At 67.8% G+C, this 15,489-nt stretch carries 13 protein-coding genes; 8 read left to right on the top strand and 5 right to left on the bottom strand.

Going from position 1 to position 15,489, the window contains the following annotated elements; all coding sequences use genetic code 11:
- Nucleotides 1-73 precede the first annotated feature (73 nt).
- From D7Y13_RS25860 to D7Y13_RS25850, 3 genes are read left to right on the top strand one after another with little or no spacing between them, the layout of a single operon-like run.
- Nucleotides 74-1,759: a methyl-accepting chemotaxis protein gene (locus D7Y13_RS25860; protein ID WP_120585230.1), complete on the top strand. Its 1,686-nt coding sequence runs from the start codon at nt 74-76 to the stop codon at nt 1,757-1,759.
- Between the two features lie 16 nt (nt 1,760-1,775).
- The gene (locus D7Y13_RS25855; protein ID WP_120535088.1) at nt 1,776-2,333 is read left to right on the top strand and encodes a chemotaxis protein CheW; all 558 of its coding nucleotides are present in this window, start codon (nt 1,776-1,778) and stop codon (nt 2,331-2,333) included.
- A gap of 4 nt (nt 2,334-2,337) precedes the next feature.
- Nucleotides 2,338-3,231 carry a CheR family methyltransferase gene (locus tag D7Y13_RS25850; RefSeq protein WP_120535087.1) on the top strand — a complete coding sequence of 298 codons (894 nt, stop codon included), beginning with the start codon at nt 2,338-2,340 and terminating at the stop codon, nt 3,229-3,231.
- 6 nt (nt 3,232-3,237) lie between these two features.
- Here D7Y13_RS25850 and D7Y13_RS25845 read toward each other — a convergent pair whose 3' ends face one another.
- Together D7Y13_RS25845 and D7Y13_RS25840 are read right to left on the bottom strand one after the other, a co-directional pair.
- Nucleotides 3,238-5,022 carry a hydroxysqualene dehydroxylase gene (locus D7Y13_RS25845; RefSeq protein WP_120535086.1) on the bottom strand — a complete coding sequence of 595 codons (1,785 nt, stop codon included), beginning with the start codon at nt 5,020-5,022 and terminating at the stop codon, nt 3,238-3,240.
- 199 nt (nt 5,023-5,221) lie between these two features.
- Nucleotides 5,222-6,625 (bottom strand): glycoside hydrolase family protein, encoded by a 1,404-nt coding sequence (locus tag D7Y13_RS25840; protein ID WP_120535085.1) that lies wholly within the window; start codon nt 6,623-6,625, stop codon nt 5,222-5,224.
- 165 nt (nt 6,626-6,790) lie between these two features.
- Here D7Y13_RS25840 and D7Y13_RS25835 point away from each other — a divergent pair, with 165 nt between their 5' ends.
- The 5 genes from D7Y13_RS25835 to D7Y13_RS25815 all read left to right on the top strand — a co-directional run bounded on the left by D7Y13_RS25835 (nt 6,791) and on the right by D7Y13_RS25815 (nt 11,637).
- Complete coding sequence (locus D7Y13_RS25835; protein ID WP_158620461.1) at nt 6,791-8,185, top strand: chondroitinase-B domain-containing protein; 1,395 nt, start codon at nt 6,791-6,793, stop codon at nt 8,183-8,185.
- A gap of 246 nt (nt 8,186-8,431) precedes the next feature.
- Nucleotides 8,432-9,370, top strand: a complete 939-nt coding sequence (locus tag D7Y13_RS25830; RefSeq protein ID WP_233595844.1) for a hypothetical protein — start codon at nt 8,432-8,434, stop codon at nt 9,368-9,370.
- 141 nt (nt 9,371-9,511) lie between these two features.
- Nucleotides 9,512-10,294 carry a hypothetical protein gene (locus D7Y13_RS25825; protein WP_233595843.1) on the top strand — a complete coding sequence of 261 codons (783 nt, stop codon included), beginning with the start codon at nt 9,512-9,514 and terminating at the stop codon, nt 10,292-10,294.
- Between the two features lie 10 nt (nt 10,295-10,304).
- Nucleotides 10,305-10,892 carry an imm11 family protein gene (locus D7Y13_RS25820; RefSeq protein WP_120535081.1) on the top strand — a complete coding sequence of 196 codons (588 nt, stop codon included), beginning with the start codon at nt 10,305-10,307 and terminating at the stop codon, nt 10,890-10,892.
- Between the two features lie 10 nt (nt 10,893-10,902).
- Nucleotides 10,903-11,637 carry an Imm49 family immunity protein gene (locus D7Y13_RS25815; protein WP_120585226.1) on the top strand — a complete coding sequence of 245 codons (735 nt, stop codon included), beginning with the start codon at nt 10,903-10,905 and terminating at the stop codon, nt 11,635-11,637.
- A 54-nt stretch (nt 11,638-11,691) separates the two neighbouring features.
- Here the strand turns inward: D7Y13_RS25815 and D7Y13_RS25810 are convergent, their stop codons facing one another.
- From D7Y13_RS25810 to D7Y13_RS25800, 3 genes are all read right to left on the bottom strand, one after another.
- Nucleotides 11,692-12,708: a ChaN family lipoprotein gene (locus tag D7Y13_RS25810; RefSeq protein WP_120585225.1), complete on the bottom strand. Its 1,017-nt coding sequence runs from the start codon at nt 12,706-12,708 to the stop codon at nt 11,692-11,694.
- 113 nt (nt 12,709-12,821) lie between these two features.
- Complete coding sequence (locus D7Y13_RS25805; RefSeq protein WP_199732905.1) at nt 12,822-13,313, bottom strand: hypothetical protein; 492 nt, start codon at nt 13,311-13,313, stop codon at nt 12,822-12,824.
- An 83-nt stretch (nt 13,314-13,396) separates the two neighbouring features.
- The gene (locus D7Y13_RS25800) at nt 13,397-15,424 is read right to left on the bottom strand and encodes a YgiQ family radical SAM protein (protein WP_120535077.1); all 2,028 of its coding nucleotides are present in this window, start codon (nt 15,422-15,424) and stop codon (nt 13,397-13,399) included.
- Nucleotides 15,425-15,489: the final 65 nt, after the last annotated feature.

Genomic DNA, 15,489 nt, shown 5'->3' with positions numbered 1-15,489 from the left:
CACCGCAGGACCTCCTTCCCCCTACCGACGCGCCTCGTGCGCCGTCCCGCCCGTCCCCCCTTTCGGAGTAGCCATGTTCAACAACCTGAGCATCACCGCGAAGCTGGTCTTCGCCTTCACCGCGATGGTCGCCATCATCATCGGCATCGTCACGGTGGTCTATTCGACGCTCGACAAGGTCGCGACCTCCGCGGTGGGCGACACGGAGAGCCAGCAGATGATGATCGCCGTGCGCACCCTGGAAGGGGACATGGCGGACCTGGAGACAGGGCAGCGCGGCTTCCTCATCACCGGCGATGACAAGTTCCTGGAGCCCTACAACCAGGCCCGGCTGAGCGTGTCCCAGAACATCGACCGCATCCGCGAACTCACCCAGCGCGACCGCCGCCAGCAGGACCGCCAGCAGGAGATCCGCGACCTGATGCAGCAGTGGATCACCCAGCACCTGGAGCCCCTCATCGCCCAGCGCCGGGACGTCAACGCGGGCCGCGGGGAGCTGGCCCAGCTCATCGCGGTGGAGCAGGCCGCGCGCGGCAAGCAGACCGCTGACCGCATCCGGATGATGCTGACCAAGCTGGCGGACGACGAGGCGGCCCTCCTGCTCGAGCGCACCACCCGGACCTCCGCGATGGCGCAGGACCTGTACAACGTCATCATCACGGGCGGCATCGTGGGCGTCGTGCTCGCGGGGCTGCTCTCCTTCCTGCTCACCCGCAGCATCGTGCAGCCGCTCACCGAGGCCGTGAAGGTGACGACGCAGGTCACCGCCGGCGACCTCACGGCGAACATCACCGCCCGGGGCACCGACGAGACGGGCCGGATGATGGGCAGCATGCGGGACATGATCCAACGGCTGTCGGGGGTCATCAGCGAGGTGCGGGGCGCGGCGGGTTCGCTGTCGTCCGCGTCGCTCCAGGTGGCCTCCGCGGCGCAGGGCCTCTCCCAGGGCACCAGCTCCCAGGCGGCCTCCGTGGAGGAGACCACCGCCAGCCTGGAGCAGCTCAACGTGAGCATCCGCCAGAACTCGGAGAACAGCCGGGAGATGGAGCAGACGGCCGTGAAGGGCGCCCGGGACGCGGAGGAGAGTGGCCGCGCGGTGAAGGAGACCGTGGAGGCGATGAACGCCATCGCGGAGCGCATCTCCATCGTGGAGGAGATCGCCTACCAGACGAACCTGCTCGCACTGAACGCCGCCGTGGAGGCCGCGCGCGCCGGGGAGCACGGTCGGGGCTTCTCCGTCGTCGCCACGGAGGTGCGCAAGCTGGCCGAGCGCAGCCAGAAGGCCGCGAAGGAGATTGGTGGACTGGCCACCTCCAGCGTGAAGGTCGCCGAGCGCAGCGGCCAGTTGCTGTCCGAGCTGGTGCCCGCCATCCGCCGCACGTCGGAGCTGGTGCAGCAGGTGACCAATGCCTCGCGGGAGCAGTCCATTGGCGTGTCGCAGATGAACCGCGCCATGACGCAGGTGGATCAGGTGACCCAGCGCAATGCCTCCGCCGCGGAGGAGCTGTCCTCCACCGCGGAGGAGATGGCCACCCAGGCGGAGTCCCTGCTGCAGATGATGACGTTCTTCCGGCTCGTGGAGGGCTTCGGCTTCAACGCGCCCTCCGCCCCGTCACGTCCCATGGCCTCCCGGCTGCCGGCCTCGCCCGCCCGGGGACTGCAGGCCGCGGCGCAGGGGCCGCTCGCCTCCGCCACGGCCCTGTCCCGGCTCCAGAACGGCGCGGAAGCCCCGACCCAGCAGGACTTCCAGCGGTTCTAGGGGAGAGACGCCCACCATGAACCAACCCATCGAACCGGGCAGCGGCGGCCGGTCCAGCTACCTGAGCTTCATGCTCGCGGGCGAGGAATACGCCGTGGGCCTCCTGCGGGTGCGGGAGATCATCGAGTACCGCCCCGTCACCCGCGTGCCGGGGATGCCCGCCGCCGTGCAGGGGGTCATCAACCTGCGCGGCAGCGTGGTGCCCGTCGTGGACCTGGCCGTGAAGTTCGGGCTCCCGGCCCGGCCCATCACCCGCTGGTCCTGCTTCGTCATCGTGGAGGTGTCGCTCGACGGCCAGCAGACGGTGCTGGGGCTGCTCTGTGACACCGTGCGCGAGGTGCTGGAGCTGGGGGCTGACGACATCGAGCCTCCTCCCGCCTTCGGCACCCGCGTGCGGCTGGAGTTCCTGCGGGGCATGGGCCGCCATGGCGACACGTTCATCCTCCTGCTGGACCTGGACCGGCTGCTGTCATTGGAAGAGCTGCTGCGGCTGACCACCGCCGCCGAGGAGCTCCCTGCCGCCGCGCCCGTCGCCGCGCCCGCCCCGCTTCCGGAAGCACCGGGCAACAGGTGAGGGGATGAGCGGGCACGAGCCATGGGCGCAAGCGTTGCCTCCTTCGCTGTCGCACTCGGAGCTGATGCTGTTCCAGCACCTGGTGGAGGCGGAGACGGGCATCCACCTGTCCATGGCCAAGAACGCGCTGGTGGCGAACCGCCTGTCCCGGCGCCTGCGGGAGCTGGGGCTGAACTCGTTCGCCGCGTACCACGCGTACGTCACCTCGCGGGGGAACGAGGCGGAGAAGGTGCGGATGCTCGACAGCCTCTGCACCCACGAGACGTCCTTCTTCCGCGAGTCCCGTCACTTCGACCTGCTGCGCGACCACGTCTTCCCGGAGTGGGCCGCGCAGGGCGCGCGGGGCTTGCGTCCCCGCAGCCTGCGCGTCTGGAGCGCCGGGTGTTCCACCGGCGAGGAGCCGTACTCGCTGTCGATGGCGCTGCTGGAGGCGTTCCCCCCGGACTCCGGCTGGCATCTGGAGGTCGTCGCCACGGACCTGTCCACGTGGGCCGTGCAGCGCGCGGAGGAGGGGCTGTGGAACCTGGAGCGCTCCCGGACCATCCCGCCCATGCTCCTGCGCAAGTACATGCTGCGCGGCGTGCGCAGCCAGGAGGGATTGATGCTGGCGGGCCCGGAGGTGCGCCAGCCCCTGCGCTTCGCCCGCGCGAACCTGCATGATCCGGCCACGTGGCCCACCGGGAGGTTCGACATCATCTTCTGCCGCAACGTGCTCATCTACTTCGGCGCGGAGGCCCGCGTGCGCGTCATCCAGGGGCTGCTCGAGCGCCTTCCGGAGACGGGGTACTTCTTCCTGGGACACGCGGAGAGCCTCATCGGTATCACCGCGGCGGCCCGCTCGGTGAGCGCCAACGTGTACACGCCCCGCCCGGGGCCCGCGGCGCCGTCCCGCGAATGAGCGGCGTCAGCGCGCCCCGATGCGTTTCAGGAGGCTGTCGACCACCGCGGTGACCCGGAGCTGATCCATCCAGTCATCGAGTTCGCTCAAGCCCGTGAACGCGGAGAACCGGCGCAGCGTGTCGGCGGCCTGGTAGGCGGTCTTGAGGCCGAGCAGCTCGAACAGGTGCGGCTGGCCCTTCTGATACAGCGCCGCGTCCAGGCGCTTCCAGGGCTCCAGCTCCGAGGGTTCCGTGAGCGGCCAGATGTCCGCGCGGGGCGCCCTGGAGCCCACCCGGTCCAGGATGGCGTTGGCGGCCCGGCGGCCCCCTTCACACGCGCCTTCCATGGTGGCCAGGTCCGTGTGGGTGCGCACGTAGTCCCCCGCGAGGCACAGGTTGGGAATCGCGCTGGCCGCTTCGGGACGCGCCTCCCAGGAGCGTGGGGGGTGGACCAGCAGCCGCGACGGGTTGGCCGGCGGCAGGCCGGCGCTGTAGTCGAGGTCGGCGTCCAGATGGAACGAGTGCAGCAGCGCATCCGTGAGGACCTGCTCGACCACGTCCCCGCCGTTGAGCGCCGCCTTGAGCTGTCCCCAGACCTCGGTCTTGATCTCCTCCGGGGAGCAGTCCTTGGCCCGCTTCGGCACGAAGGTGCCGGGCGTGTCCCAATCCGAGATGTCGACGGAGAGCAACCCGCCGACCTGCCCGTCCCCGAACTGGCCGCGGAACAGTCCCAGCTCGCGCCAGAACTGCGGCTGCGAGATGGACGTCAGCGCCCAGGGGGAGTCCGGATAGAAGATGTGGCCGCGGACCAGGGGCACGTCCTCGTAGAGGAAGAACTGGATCCCCACCATCCACGCCACCAGTTGTTCCACGTCCGCCTGACGCAGGCGCGCCAGCGCAGGGTCCAGCGCGGCGAGCTCCGGTGTGATGAGCGCGTGCGCCGCCTCGACGGGCACCGCGAGCACGTAGTGGTCGGCGGTGCGAGGCCCGCCCTGGTCGAAGCGTGCTCGGGAGATGCGTCCTTCGGACACGTCGAACCCGGTGAAGCGGACGCCGGCGTGGAACTGGACGCCCAGGCCGCGCAGGTGGGTGACCCATGGCTCGAGCCACATCTGGCTCGTGGGGCCGCCCATCGTCCGGTCGTTGTTCACCCCGCTGGAGGCGAAGTCGAGGAGCAGCTGCATGGTGATGGTGCCAAGGGTCCGCGCCGAGCCTCGGCGTGGATCCATGGCGACCATCGTGCGTGGCACCGCGCGCAGCTGGCGCTGGAACTTCGCGGAGTAGCGGTCGCCCTGCGTGTAGTCCCACCACGACAGCTTTTCGTACTGTCCCATCCGGCGCTCGTCGCTCGATGAGAGGAATTGGAGCATCTTGAGGCCGAACAGGCCGCCGTCGGTCGGTTCGAAGTCGAGCTTCTGGAAGAACAGCTCAAGGGCCTCCAGGACTTCGTAGGGCTTGTCGAGCCGACGCCGGGAGAAGCGGAACCACGTGTCTTCATCAATCAGGGCGATGGCGCTCTCGGTGGTCGCCTTGAGGTGCTGGTCGACGGTCCGGCCCGGCGCGCCTGCGGCGGGAGTCCGCTGCATCTGGTCAATCACATGGCGATAGAAGCGGGGGTAGAAGCGGAAGCCGTGCTCACCGGGCAGCGCACGCCGGTTCCCCGTGCCGGTGCCGGGCACCGGCTGTGAGCGGGCCTTGCCGCCCCAGGTCGCCCGCGAATCGAAGACATGGACCTTGAAGCCGCGTTCCACCAGCTCGTGCGCGGCCGTGAGGCCCGCGATACCACCGCCTACGACGATGACATCCGGCATGCAGCACCCCTGGTCCCGCGGTTGGTGCCAACGATGAAGTCGACCGCCATCTTCGCGGCGTGGCGGTGGCACCTCCAGGCGGCCACGCCGCCTCTGTCGCGCGGCATGCGGATGGCCTCATGGACAGGACAGAGGGTGGCCCCCCGGGACGATGGACGTACCGCGGGAGCGGGGGCATCCGCTCCCGCGGGCTCGGGGACTACTTCACGCAGTGCAGTGCCGGGCCGGTGGCATAGGCATCCCACTGGCTCACGCTGAGGCTCGCGATGGAGGAGTTGTTGGAGGTGATGGCCTCCAGGCAGCTCACCGGCCACAGCCGCCCGTCATCCAGGCGGAAGGCGGCGGGGCGCCCGGGTGCGCCGTAGACGGGCGCTCCCGAGGTCATGGACGCACCGTAGGGGATGCGGTGGAACACGTCCGACGAGACGGCGATGGCATTGCGCGACAGGTTTTGCGCGGGCGCGGCCAGGGCGAACTGGAGCCGCACCCCGCCGCGCGCCAGCGTGAGCGGCAGGCCCGGGCTCTGGAGGAGATAGCCCTCGTACACGCGGCCCTGCGGCACCTGTTCGCACGTGCGTCCCGTCAGCAGGTCCACTCCGCCGCGGGCCAGGTTCCAGGTGTCGGGCCCGCCGGGGCCCACTGACCGGAGGATGTCCACCGGCACCGTGCCGCACGTGGAGGACGCCAGGGCGTGCTTGTCCGGACGGGACACGATGGCGGGGCCCTCGGTCCACGTGCCGCTGATGTCGAACTGGTCCACCTGCTGGCTCAGCGCGCTGTTGAAGAGGAAGACGCGGGTGCCGCTGGCGGTGGGGCCATCCACCGCGATGGCGAAGGTGTCGTTGGCGTCCATGTATTGCCAGTCCACGGAGAAAGCGGCGAGCAGGGAGTGGCGCGTGTGGTTCGCCTCCGTCCTGGGCGCGAAGCCGGTGGCGGTGAGCTCCTCGACGCCCGTCTGGAAGGTGGGGTCCGACGAGCGCAGCACGAACTGGCCCCCGCCGTTGCCGTCCACGGCGTACCCGGTGGAGTCGGTGAAGATGAGGTGGAACTTCCCGTTGATGTGCGTGACGCTCGGCTGGCCCGCGCCGTACTTGTTGGGCAGGGGACGGTAGTCCCGCGCGGGCACGATGATGGGATTGCCGCCGTTGAGGCGCGTCCAGTTGAGGCCGTCCGGACTGGACGCCACGCCAATCATCGTGGTGCCGGTGCCGTCGCCGTAGCCGCCGTAATACATGAAGTACGTCGCGTCGACGCGGATGACGGACGGGTCACAGACATGGATGCCGTCGAACTGCGCGGCGTTGCCCGTGGGGCGGAACACGGTGTTGTAGCTGTTGGCCACCGTGGAGCCGCGCGCGTGCCACGGGCCGGCCAGCGAGTCCGCCTCCGCGTAGAGGATGTAATCGCCCGCGATGCCGCCGCACCACCACATGCGGTAGACGCCGTCCTTCATCACGCTGGGCACGTAGTCATACGAGGTGCGCGAATACACCGGCGTGTTTCCACCGCGATAGTTGGTGACGGTCGCCGCCCGGGCCTCAGGAGTCAGCAGGCCGCTCGTCACGAACGCCAGGGCGAGCAGCAGGGTTGCACGTCTGGACACATCGAGTCCTTTGCTTGCGCGAGGCGGGATGGCCTTCGCTGGAAAATAGGTCTATCAGTTAATGCATGATTTTCCATGGAGTCGGAGAGCGGAGTGTCCTAGCCTCTGGGGCTGTCAACGGAGACATCCCCCCAGCTGGAGCTTGTTGTGAAATCACCCACGGCTTTGTCCACCCCTGTCCATCAGGACGGCACCCGCGCCATCTTTCGTTCCTGTCTCACCGCTGTCTCAGCCGCCACGCTCGTCTTCTCCGTCCCGGCCTGGGCGAGCGTGACGTCCGGGGCCGCCCCGGCCGCCTCGCCGGTGGCCGCGCTGGCCACCACCGTCGCGGAGATCAACCAGCAGATCGCGGCGGCCCTGCCTGGAGGGGAGGTCGTCGTTCGCGACGGGACCTACGACGGCGCGAGCATCAACTTCACGCAGCACGGCACCGCCACGCAGCCCATCACCTTGCGCGCCCAGACGCGTGGGAAGGTCATCTTCACCGGGGCGTCCGCCCTGACGATCTCCGGTGAGTGGCTGATCGTGGATGGGTTTGTCTGGCGTGGGGCTCGGAAGCAGAACGTGATTTCGTTCAACCGCGCCAAGGACTGCGAGTTCCGGCACAACGCGCTGATTGATTCAGGCCCGGAGCCCACGGTCGCGGATGGAAGCATCAAGCTCCAGAACTCGAGCGCGCGGAACCGGCTGCTCCGCAACCGCTTCGAGAACCTGCCGGCGCAGGGGATCCGCCTCACCTGCAATGCCACGAACTGCGCGAACGTCGACAACCAGATTGCCTACAACCTGTTCTACGGCAAGAAGTCCTCCGCCGGCAGCAACAACGGGGAATCCATCCAGTTGGGGTCCGGTATCATTGGAGACGTCAAGACGGTGGGAGATTTAGGGACCGTCGTCGAGTCCAACCTGTTCGAGGACATCGCGCCGTCGGCGGAGATGATTTCAAGCAAGACGAACCACAACATCTTCCGCTTCAACACGTTCCGGAACACCGAGGACCGGCTCGTGTTGCGGATGGGCACCCACGCGGAGGTCTACGGGAACTGGTTCATCAACGCGATGGGCATCCGGGTCCACGAGTCCTTCCACTCCATCCACGACAACCACCTGGAAGGGGTCAACGGGCCGGCGATCATGCTTCCCAGCGGGAAGAAGACGGCCGACTGCTACCACTGGCCCGCGGACTCGGTGCGAATCGTCGCGAACACCATCGTGGGCACGTCCGACAACGCCATCGAGGTTGGCGGCAACAAGATGGAGTCGCCCGGCTGTACCTATTCGGAGCTGCCGCAGAATGGGTACTACGAGGAGAACATCATCGTGAACTTCACCGGGAACGCGTTCTGGCTCTACGCCCCGTCGAACCAGACGTATGTGGAGAACATCGCCTGGCCGAAGGTGGGCTCCGCGACGGGCGTCACCTTCGTGGACCCATTGCTCATCCGGAATGCGATGGGGGCCTATACGTCGAAGCGGTTCCCGGCCCGTGGCGCGGTCATGCAGTGCCGTGCACTGACGGTCGCTGACGTGGGGCCTTCGAGCACCTACGCCTGCGACTGAGGTTCATCCACCGGCTGCCGGATTCCGCCGGTCCGCCGCCCCTGGAGTTCGCGTGCACGCGTGAGGTGCCGCTGCCTCAGGGGCGTCTGTGTTAGGGTCCATCCCATGTCCTTGTCCATCACGGGATTGGGCCTGGTGTGCACGCTGGGCCATGATGTGGTGTCTGGCTGTGCCGCGCTCCGCTGCGGAATGTCCCGGCCCCATCCGCTTGCTCTCCAGGTTGCCTCCACGGGAGACGAGCCTGGGGTGGAGCCCGTCGTGGGGCATCCCCTCCGGGGGCTCAGTGATGGCTTCGTGGGCCTGGGGCTGTATGGACTGCTCGCGGAGGAAGCCATTCGAGACCTCCTCGCCTACACAAAGCTCGCTCTAGACGATGAGCGTTTCTGGGAGGGCACGGGGTTGTTCCTGTGCCTTCCAGGGGCTCGAACGCCCATGCAGGAAGAGTCGGAGCTGCTTCTCCGCGAACGACTTGCTCCCCTGATCATGCGTCGAACCCGGCTGGGGATCCGTCCCGGTTCGCAGCGTGTCGTGGCTCGCGGAAACATCTCCGTGCTCGCGGCGATGGCGGAGGCTGCCGCTGCCTTTTCAGAGGGCCGGTTCCAGAGGGCACTGATCGTCGCCGTCGACAGCCTTACGCGTGACCTGGACGTCCTCGAAGCCCTGGCCATGAGCAGACGCCTCAAGACGCCGCAACATCCGGTGGGCCTGATGCCCGGAGAAGCCGCGGCGGCACTGCTGGTCGAAGGTGAAGCCGGAGTAGGGCGACCAGGAGCACGGGTGGAAGCACGCGTGGAGGCGCTTCACGTGCGCGACATCCCAGATGCGGATTTGCCCCGGGAGGGCCCACCGAACGTGCTGGGCCTCGCGGAGGTTCTTGAACGCACGCTGGAGAGGTCCAACCGGGTTGGAGACGTGTACGGCGATCTCAATGGAGAAGAGTCGCGTGCCATGGAGTGGGGCATGGCCCTGGCGCGACTTCGTGCGAGACCCGTGCTGGCCGGGGCTCGGACCCACTGGCCGGCGATCTCCCTGGGCGATACCGGAGCTGTCAGTGGCGCGATTTCGGTGGCCGCCGCCACACGTTCGTTTGTCAGGGACTACGCCCACGGAGACGAGATCCTTATATGGTCCAGGTCCGATACCGGCAGCGTGGCTTCAGGTCTCCTCATTCGCCCACGGGAGTGAACGCGCATGGCCTCCAGTGACAACCACCTGGCCTGGGACCCGAAGACGCTGAACCACACGGACCGGCCATCCGGATTCGGCTGTCTCTGGAGGCACACCCTCACGGACAACACGGGGTGGAGTTCCCATCCATGCAACCACATGTCCAATGGCTACAAGGTGTCCCTGGCGGAGCGCAGCGCGCTCTATAACAAGGACCACCAGAAGATCGCCCAGAGGATGCGGCTGGTGGGAGAAGACTTCGGGCTGAGAAGCAAGGCCCTGAAGCGCACCTGGAGGCGCTTCCCTGACAGCGCCGGCTCGAAGCGCAAGCTCACCTTGTCGGACTTCTTCAAGAAGGCGAGAAGCTCGCTGTACTGGCTGAGTCGCGGGCCCGAAGGCTGGCACATCGGGGCGAAGCACCTGTCCCCCGTACCCAACCAGCGGCTGAAAATTGGAGGTCGCCCGCAATTCCAGCCCCGCCAGAACAACTTGCAGGGCGGCTATGGCGCCTTCTATCCGTACGAGCACAACTACCATCATCTCATCCCCATCGGTGCGGTCGAGGAATGGGTCGTTGGGAATGGGTCCCCGGGCGGGACGACACGCTCTGATCAGGTGGTGAAGATCATCCTCATCTCTCGCTGGAACATCCACAATGAGAAGAACATGATCCTGCTGCCCCAGCAGGAGTTCGAGTCACTTATCGTGGGGCTTCCGGCTCACTGCCCATGGGGCGTGCCGAAGCACGCTGTCTATCAGGCATCCCTTGAAGATCGGCTGCGCAAGTTGCGGAAGATGATTGATAAGGAACTCCGTCAAAAGGAGCATCCGAAAGAAATCAAAGTCGCTATCCTCAACGATCTGAACGCATTGTCGGAAACGCTGCTGGAGCAGGTCAAGACCATGCCGGCGGGTGCGCAGCTCACGGCCGTCATCCTCTAAGCCACGAACCATGCCCTACACCTACTACACGTTTGGACACGCCTTCGATTCTCGCGCGGTCAAAGTGGTTGACCTCCCGGACAAGGTCGAGGACTACTTTTATTTGAGCGACGGCGTCCCCATGGCGTCCTACCTGCCACCGACGACCGAACTCAGTCTGTATGAAGAAGCCGGCGACATGTTCACGGACTTCATCGACAACCCGGACTGTGTGCTCTACGTCTCCCAGCGGGTGCGCGAGGTCCTTGCGAGTCGTGGACTGGTCGGGGAGGCAGTGGAGCTGCTGCCCTTCGTCCTGCTGGACAAGCGGGGCCGGCGCGTCCGGGAGTCCTATGCCATCGCCAATCCGCTGGTGAGTGTGCCGTGTCTTGATTTCGAGCGATCGAAGTATCGTCGCCGCGTTGGCCGTGCAAACGAACTCGCGGAGGTCAATCGCTTGCATCTGCGCGAGGATTCTCTTCCAGACGACGCACAGCTCTTTCGGGTCGCGGAGTACACGGAGATGATGGTGCTGCGCTCCGATCTCCTCGAAGCTTTTCAGCAGGCAGGGCTCACCGGACTCGCGGTCCATCCCGTGGGCACGCCCATCCCGGGTTAGGCCACTCCCCATGGATTCGGTGCTCGACAACCTCCTCTTCCTCTTGAGCCAGCGGATGCCCCGGCTTGAGGCGCCCTTGGCTCAGCCGGATGCGAAGCTCGTCCTGGAAACGGCTTCTCTCTGGCGGCAGTATGGCTGTGGCTTGCTGCTGTCGGAGCTGGACGAAGAGGGCTTCCGCGATGCCCTCGGACAGGCGGCGAAGCTCTACCGGGACCTGCTGGCGCGTCGGAATGGCTGCCCGGAGTCCGATCTCTACTACCTGGCACGCAGCAAGGGAGAGCCCCTCTTCGACGCGATGGCCGTGGGGGCGTGGGACCTCGCCCGGGAGATCGCGGCTGCGATGACGCCCACCTGGATGCAGCGGATGGAATCCGAAGAGGACTTCCATTACTTCGGTGCGCTCGTCGCCATGCTTCTCCAGCGCGACGACCTGGACGCGGAACTGGAGGCTTGCGAGCGCTGCCTTCAGGGTGGGCAGTCGTACCGCTTCGACGTGGTAAAGGCCCTGTCCTCCTCGGATGGAGACGCCTTCGAAGCAGGCCTCCAAGGGATGATCGAGGAGCAGGCGGCCTGGATGGAGCGCCAACAGCGCTCCGGAGTCTTCGACCCCTACCGGCACAAGACGTCAGCCTTCGTCTTCATCGAGGGCGTCGCGCTGGTCCGTCTGGCGCGGCACCGGGCCCTGAAGACGCAGGAACGGTATCGTCTCATTCCTGCCCCTGCGCTCGAAGTTGATGTTGTGTAGGCCATCTCCGGGGCCGGGTTTCTTCGAGGACACGGGAGAAGCCTGGCCGGGGCGCTATGGGGTCGTCTTCGGCTTTCGCTCCCGCAATGTCTTGCACGGGTCATCCTCCGGCATCGCGGGCGTGAACCAGACGTAGTCGTAGGGCAGGGACGCGGCGCCCACGGGGGTGGCGTAGTCCTGGGGCTTCAGGGCCTCCGGTGACACCTCCAGGATGGCCACGCTCAGCACCTTCGCATCCGGGGCCCGGCGCATCAGGTGCGCGGGCACCGCACGGTCCTTGCGCACGTGTCCGTTGCCGGTGATGAGCAGCGCGCCGTTGCCTACCACCAGCCCCAGCAACTGGTCCGCCATCATCGCGTCGCGGGCCCGCTGCGCCAGCGCCATGGGCTCCAGCATCTCCTGGGGGAGGTGTCCGCAGTGGGAGCGGTCCAGCTCCTCGCGGACCGCCTTCGCCTCGGCTTCGGGCACGGGCGCGTCCAGCCGCAGCCGGGTGCGCAGCTCCACGGGCAGGGCCTCCGGGCCCTTCATCACCAGCTCACGCACCTGCGCACGGGGCAGGTTGGCGGCGACGATGGGCAACTGCGCTTCCAGGCCCGCGTTGAACACCGGCGCGTAGAGACTGAAGGGCGGCCAGCCGCTGTTCGCCCAGTCCAGGGCCTGGGCCAGCGCTTCGGCGTCATCCGGGTGCTTCTTCAGCGACGCCGCCACCGTCGACCATTGGGTGACATCCAGCATCTCGAACGCGAGCGCGGGGCGCCGGCCCGCGTGCACCGTCGCGCGGACCAGCTCCGCCTGGAGTCGGTGATGGTCCGGATGATCGTGCCGCTCCCCCAACAGGACGTACTGCGTGGAGGCCACCGCCGTGCGCAGGGCCGCCTCGTCCACGAACCTTCCACCCGCCACATCCCAGATGCGGCCCACCAGCGGGTGGTCCTGGTGCAGCGTCGCGGTCCAGGTCCTGGTGGGAGTCGGGGAAGGGGATGAAGGCGCCGCTTCCGGGGCAGGCACCTGTCGGCTGGCACAGCCTGCGGCCATCAGGAGGGCGGCGAGGAGGGAGGGTGCACGCGTCATCCCTCCATCCAACCTGGAACGGGGCCGCATTGCCTGCCCTGAAATGACAGGGCCCGCGCTCCCAGACAGGAGGCGGGCCCGCGTACCGCGAAGGGATGTCTGACAGGGTCGGACTACTTGGAGTCCACCACCAGCACCATCCACCGGTCGGTGCCGTGGTCGATGCGCACGTTGGAGGCGCCGGCCTCCTGGAGCTGCTGCACGATGCGCTCCAGGAACTGGAGGTGCTCCTGCGGCGCGTCCACGAACACGTTGCGCGAGCCCGGGCCCTTGGCCTTCGGCTTCTTCGCCGGCGCCGAACCGTTGAGCAGCTCCGGCACGGCCGCGGCCTTCAGGAGCGCGCTCGCGTCCTCCGTCGTCACCTCGGGGCGCTCGTCCTGGGCTTCCACTTCGGGCTCCTTGTGCGCGGGCGCGGCGGGGCTGGAAGACAGGTCCTTCTTCGCCTGCTCGCGCAGCTCGTTGAAGGTGCGCAGGTTGATGGTCGCGCCGAACCGGTCCTTGAAGCTCTCCAGGGCGTCCTGGCGGCTCAGGTCGGGCTGGGTGCGGAAGAGGTCGAGCAGGAACGCGTGACGCTCCTGCGACTGCTCCTGGGAGGTCCTGGGCATGGGTGTGTGGCTCCGACGGTGTTGGGTGCTTGAAAAGCGGCGCACCCTATACCCGAGCCACCCCCCCGAGCGAAAGCCAAGGGCTACGGCCGTCCGCGCGGGCCCGGACGCGGCGTGCGTCCTCCACCGCGTCCCGACGGGCGCGGCTGCACCGGACGGGGCCAGGCGTTCGTCGCCAGCCCCTGGTCCTCCCCGGCGCCATCCCCGGCACGGCGCAGGCGCGCGGCCTCCGCGGCGGACTCCGGGGGCACCAGGGCGTTGGGACCCCGGCCGATGAGGTCCGCGCGGCCCGCGAGCCGCAGCGCTTCGCGCGCCAGCGGCCAGTGCTCCGGGTTCCAGTAGAGCAGGAGCGCCTTCTGCAGCCGCTTCTCCCGCAGGCCCTTCGCCGTGTACACGGGCTCCATCTTCAGGGGGTCCAGGCCCGTGTAGTACATGGCCGTCGCCACCGACATGGGCGTGGGGATGAAGTCCTGCACCTGCCGGGGCCGCTTGCCCTTCTCCTTCAGCCACTGCGCCAGCATCACCATGTCCTCCAGCGTGGAGCCGGGGTGGCCGCTGATGAAGTAGGCGATGTCGTACTGCTCCTTGCCCGCGTCCTCGCTCGCGCACGCGAACATGTTCTGGAAGCGCTCGAAGCTCTCGATGCCGGGCTTCTTCATCTTCTCCAGCACGCGCGGCGACACGTGCTCGGGCGCCACGGACAGCTGGCCGCCCACGTGGTGCGCCGCCAGCTCCTTCACGTACTCCGGCGAGCGCTCCGCCAGGTCGTAGCGCACGCCGCTCGCGATGAAGACGTGCTTGATGCCCGGCTCCTCGCGCACCTGCTTCATCAGCGAGATGAGCGGCCCGTGGTCCGTCTGGAGGTTCTCGCACACGCCCGGGTGCACGCACGACAGCTTGCGGCAGCGGCTTTCGATGTCCTCGCTCTTGCACTTGAGCTTGTACATGTTGGCCGTGGGGCCCCCCAGGTCCGTGATGGTCCCCCGGAAGTCCCCCATGCGCCGCACCTCGCGCACCTCGCGCAGCACGCTCTGCGCGGAGCGGCTCTGGATGACGCGCCCCTCGTGCTCGGTGATGGAGCAGAAGGTGCAGCCGCCGAAGCATCCGCGCATCAGCACCACCGAGTGCTTCACCGTCTCGTAGGCGGGGATGGGCTCCTTGTACATCGGGTGCGGCACGCGGTTGAGCTTCAGGTCGTACAGCTCGTCCATCGCCACCGTGGCGGTGTCGCCGGGCTTCATGCCGGCGCCGTCCTCCAGCGGCCGGGCGGGCGGGTTCATGTAGATGGCCCGGTTGCCGTGGCGCTGCGCGATGGCGCGCGCGTTGCCGGGGTTGGTCTCCATCTGGAAGTCGCGGCTCATCACCGCGAAGGCGCGCGTGTCCGCGACCACTTCCTCATACGAGGGCAGCACCACCACCTTGTCGCGGTCCGCGGCCCGCTTCGCCGGGTCCGCTTCAAGGGCCTTCATCGCCGCGTCGTTGATGAGGTGCGCGGTGCCCCGGATGTCCTTCAGGTCCTCGATGCGCTCGCCCCGGTTCAGCCGGTCCGCGATCTCCCAGATGGGCCGCTCGCCCATGCCGAACACCAGCAGGTCCGCCTTGGCGTCGAAGAGGATGGAGCGGCGCACCTTCTCGCTCCAGTAGTCGAAGTGCGCGATGCGGCGCAGGCTGGCCTCGATGCCCCCCAGGACGACGGGCGCCTCCGGGAAGGCCTCGCGGCAGCGCTGCGCGTAGACGATGGACGCGCGGTCCGGCCGGCAGTTGGTGCGCCCGCCCGGGCTGTACTGGTCCTCCGAGCGGTTCTTCTTCTGGGCCGTCAGCCGGTTGAGCATCGAGTCCAGGTTGCCCGCCGCCACCCCGAAGAAGAGCCGGGGCTTGCCCAGCGCCTTGAAGGGCTCCGCCGAGTGCCAGTCCGGCTGCGGGATGATGCCCACCTTGAAGCCCCGGCCCTCCAGGAAGCGCGCGATGAGCACCGGGCCGAACGCCGGGTGGTCCACGTAGGCGTCGCCGCTCACGATGATGATGTCGCACTGCTCCCACCCTCGCGCCTGCATGTCGGCGCGGGTGACGGGAAGGAACGGGTGGGCGTAGCGAGGGGTGACAGAGGCCATGGGGTCCTCCCCAACGAAGCGGGGCGGGGCCACCCAACCCCATCGGGCAGGGCTCTGTCCACTGT

It is taken from the genome of Corallococcus praedator, from assembly GCF_003612125.1.
GTDB lineage: Bacteria > Myxococcota > Myxococcia > Myxococcales > Myxococcaceae > Corallococcus > Corallococcus praedator.
The sequence above is the reverse complement of the archived record's forward strand: the minus strand, read 5'-3'. Positions and strand labels throughout refer to the sequence as shown.

Excerpts from the sequence above, each read along its gene's own strand:
- D7Y13_RS25860 (WP_120585230.1), top strand. The coding sequence starts at position 74 with ATGTTCAACAACCTGAGCATCACCGCGAAGCTGGTCTTCGCCTTCACC.
- D7Y13_RS25850 (WP_120535087.1), top strand. The coding sequence starts at position 2,338 with ATGAGCGGGCACGAGCCATGGGCGCAAGCGTTGCCTCCTTCGCTGTCG.
- D7Y13_RS25845 (WP_120535086.1), bottom strand. The coding sequence starts at position 5,022 with ATGCCGGATGTCATCGTCGTAGGCGGTGGTATCGCGGGCCTCACGGCC.
- D7Y13_RS25855 (WP_120535088.1), top strand. The coding sequence starts at position 1,776 with ATGAACCAACCCATCGAACCGGGCAGCGGCGGCCGGTCCAGCTACCTG.
- D7Y13_RS25825 (WP_233595843.1), top strand. The coding sequence starts at position 9,512 with ATGTCCAATGGCTACAAGGTGTCCCTGGCGGAGCGCAGCGCGCTCTAT.
- D7Y13_RS25800 (WP_120535077.1), bottom strand. The coding sequence starts at position 15,424 with ATGGCCTCTGTCACCCCTCGCTACGCCCACCCGTTCCTTCCCGTCACC.
- D7Y13_RS25815 (WP_120585226.1), top strand. The coding sequence starts at position 10,903 with ATGGATTCGGTGCTCGACAACCTCCTCTTCCTCTTGAGCCAGCGGATG.
- D7Y13_RS25810 (WP_120585225.1), bottom strand. The coding sequence starts at position 12,708 with ATGACGCGTGCACCCTCCCTCCTCGCCGCCCTCCTGATGGCCGCAGGC.
- D7Y13_RS25820 (WP_120535081.1), top strand. The coding sequence starts at position 10,305 with ATGCCCTACACCTACTACACGTTTGGACACGCCTTCGATTCTCGCGCG.
- D7Y13_RS25805 (WP_199732905.1), bottom strand. The coding sequence starts at position 13,313 with ATGCCCAGGACCTCCCAGGAGCAGTCGCAGGAGCGTCACGCGTTCCTG.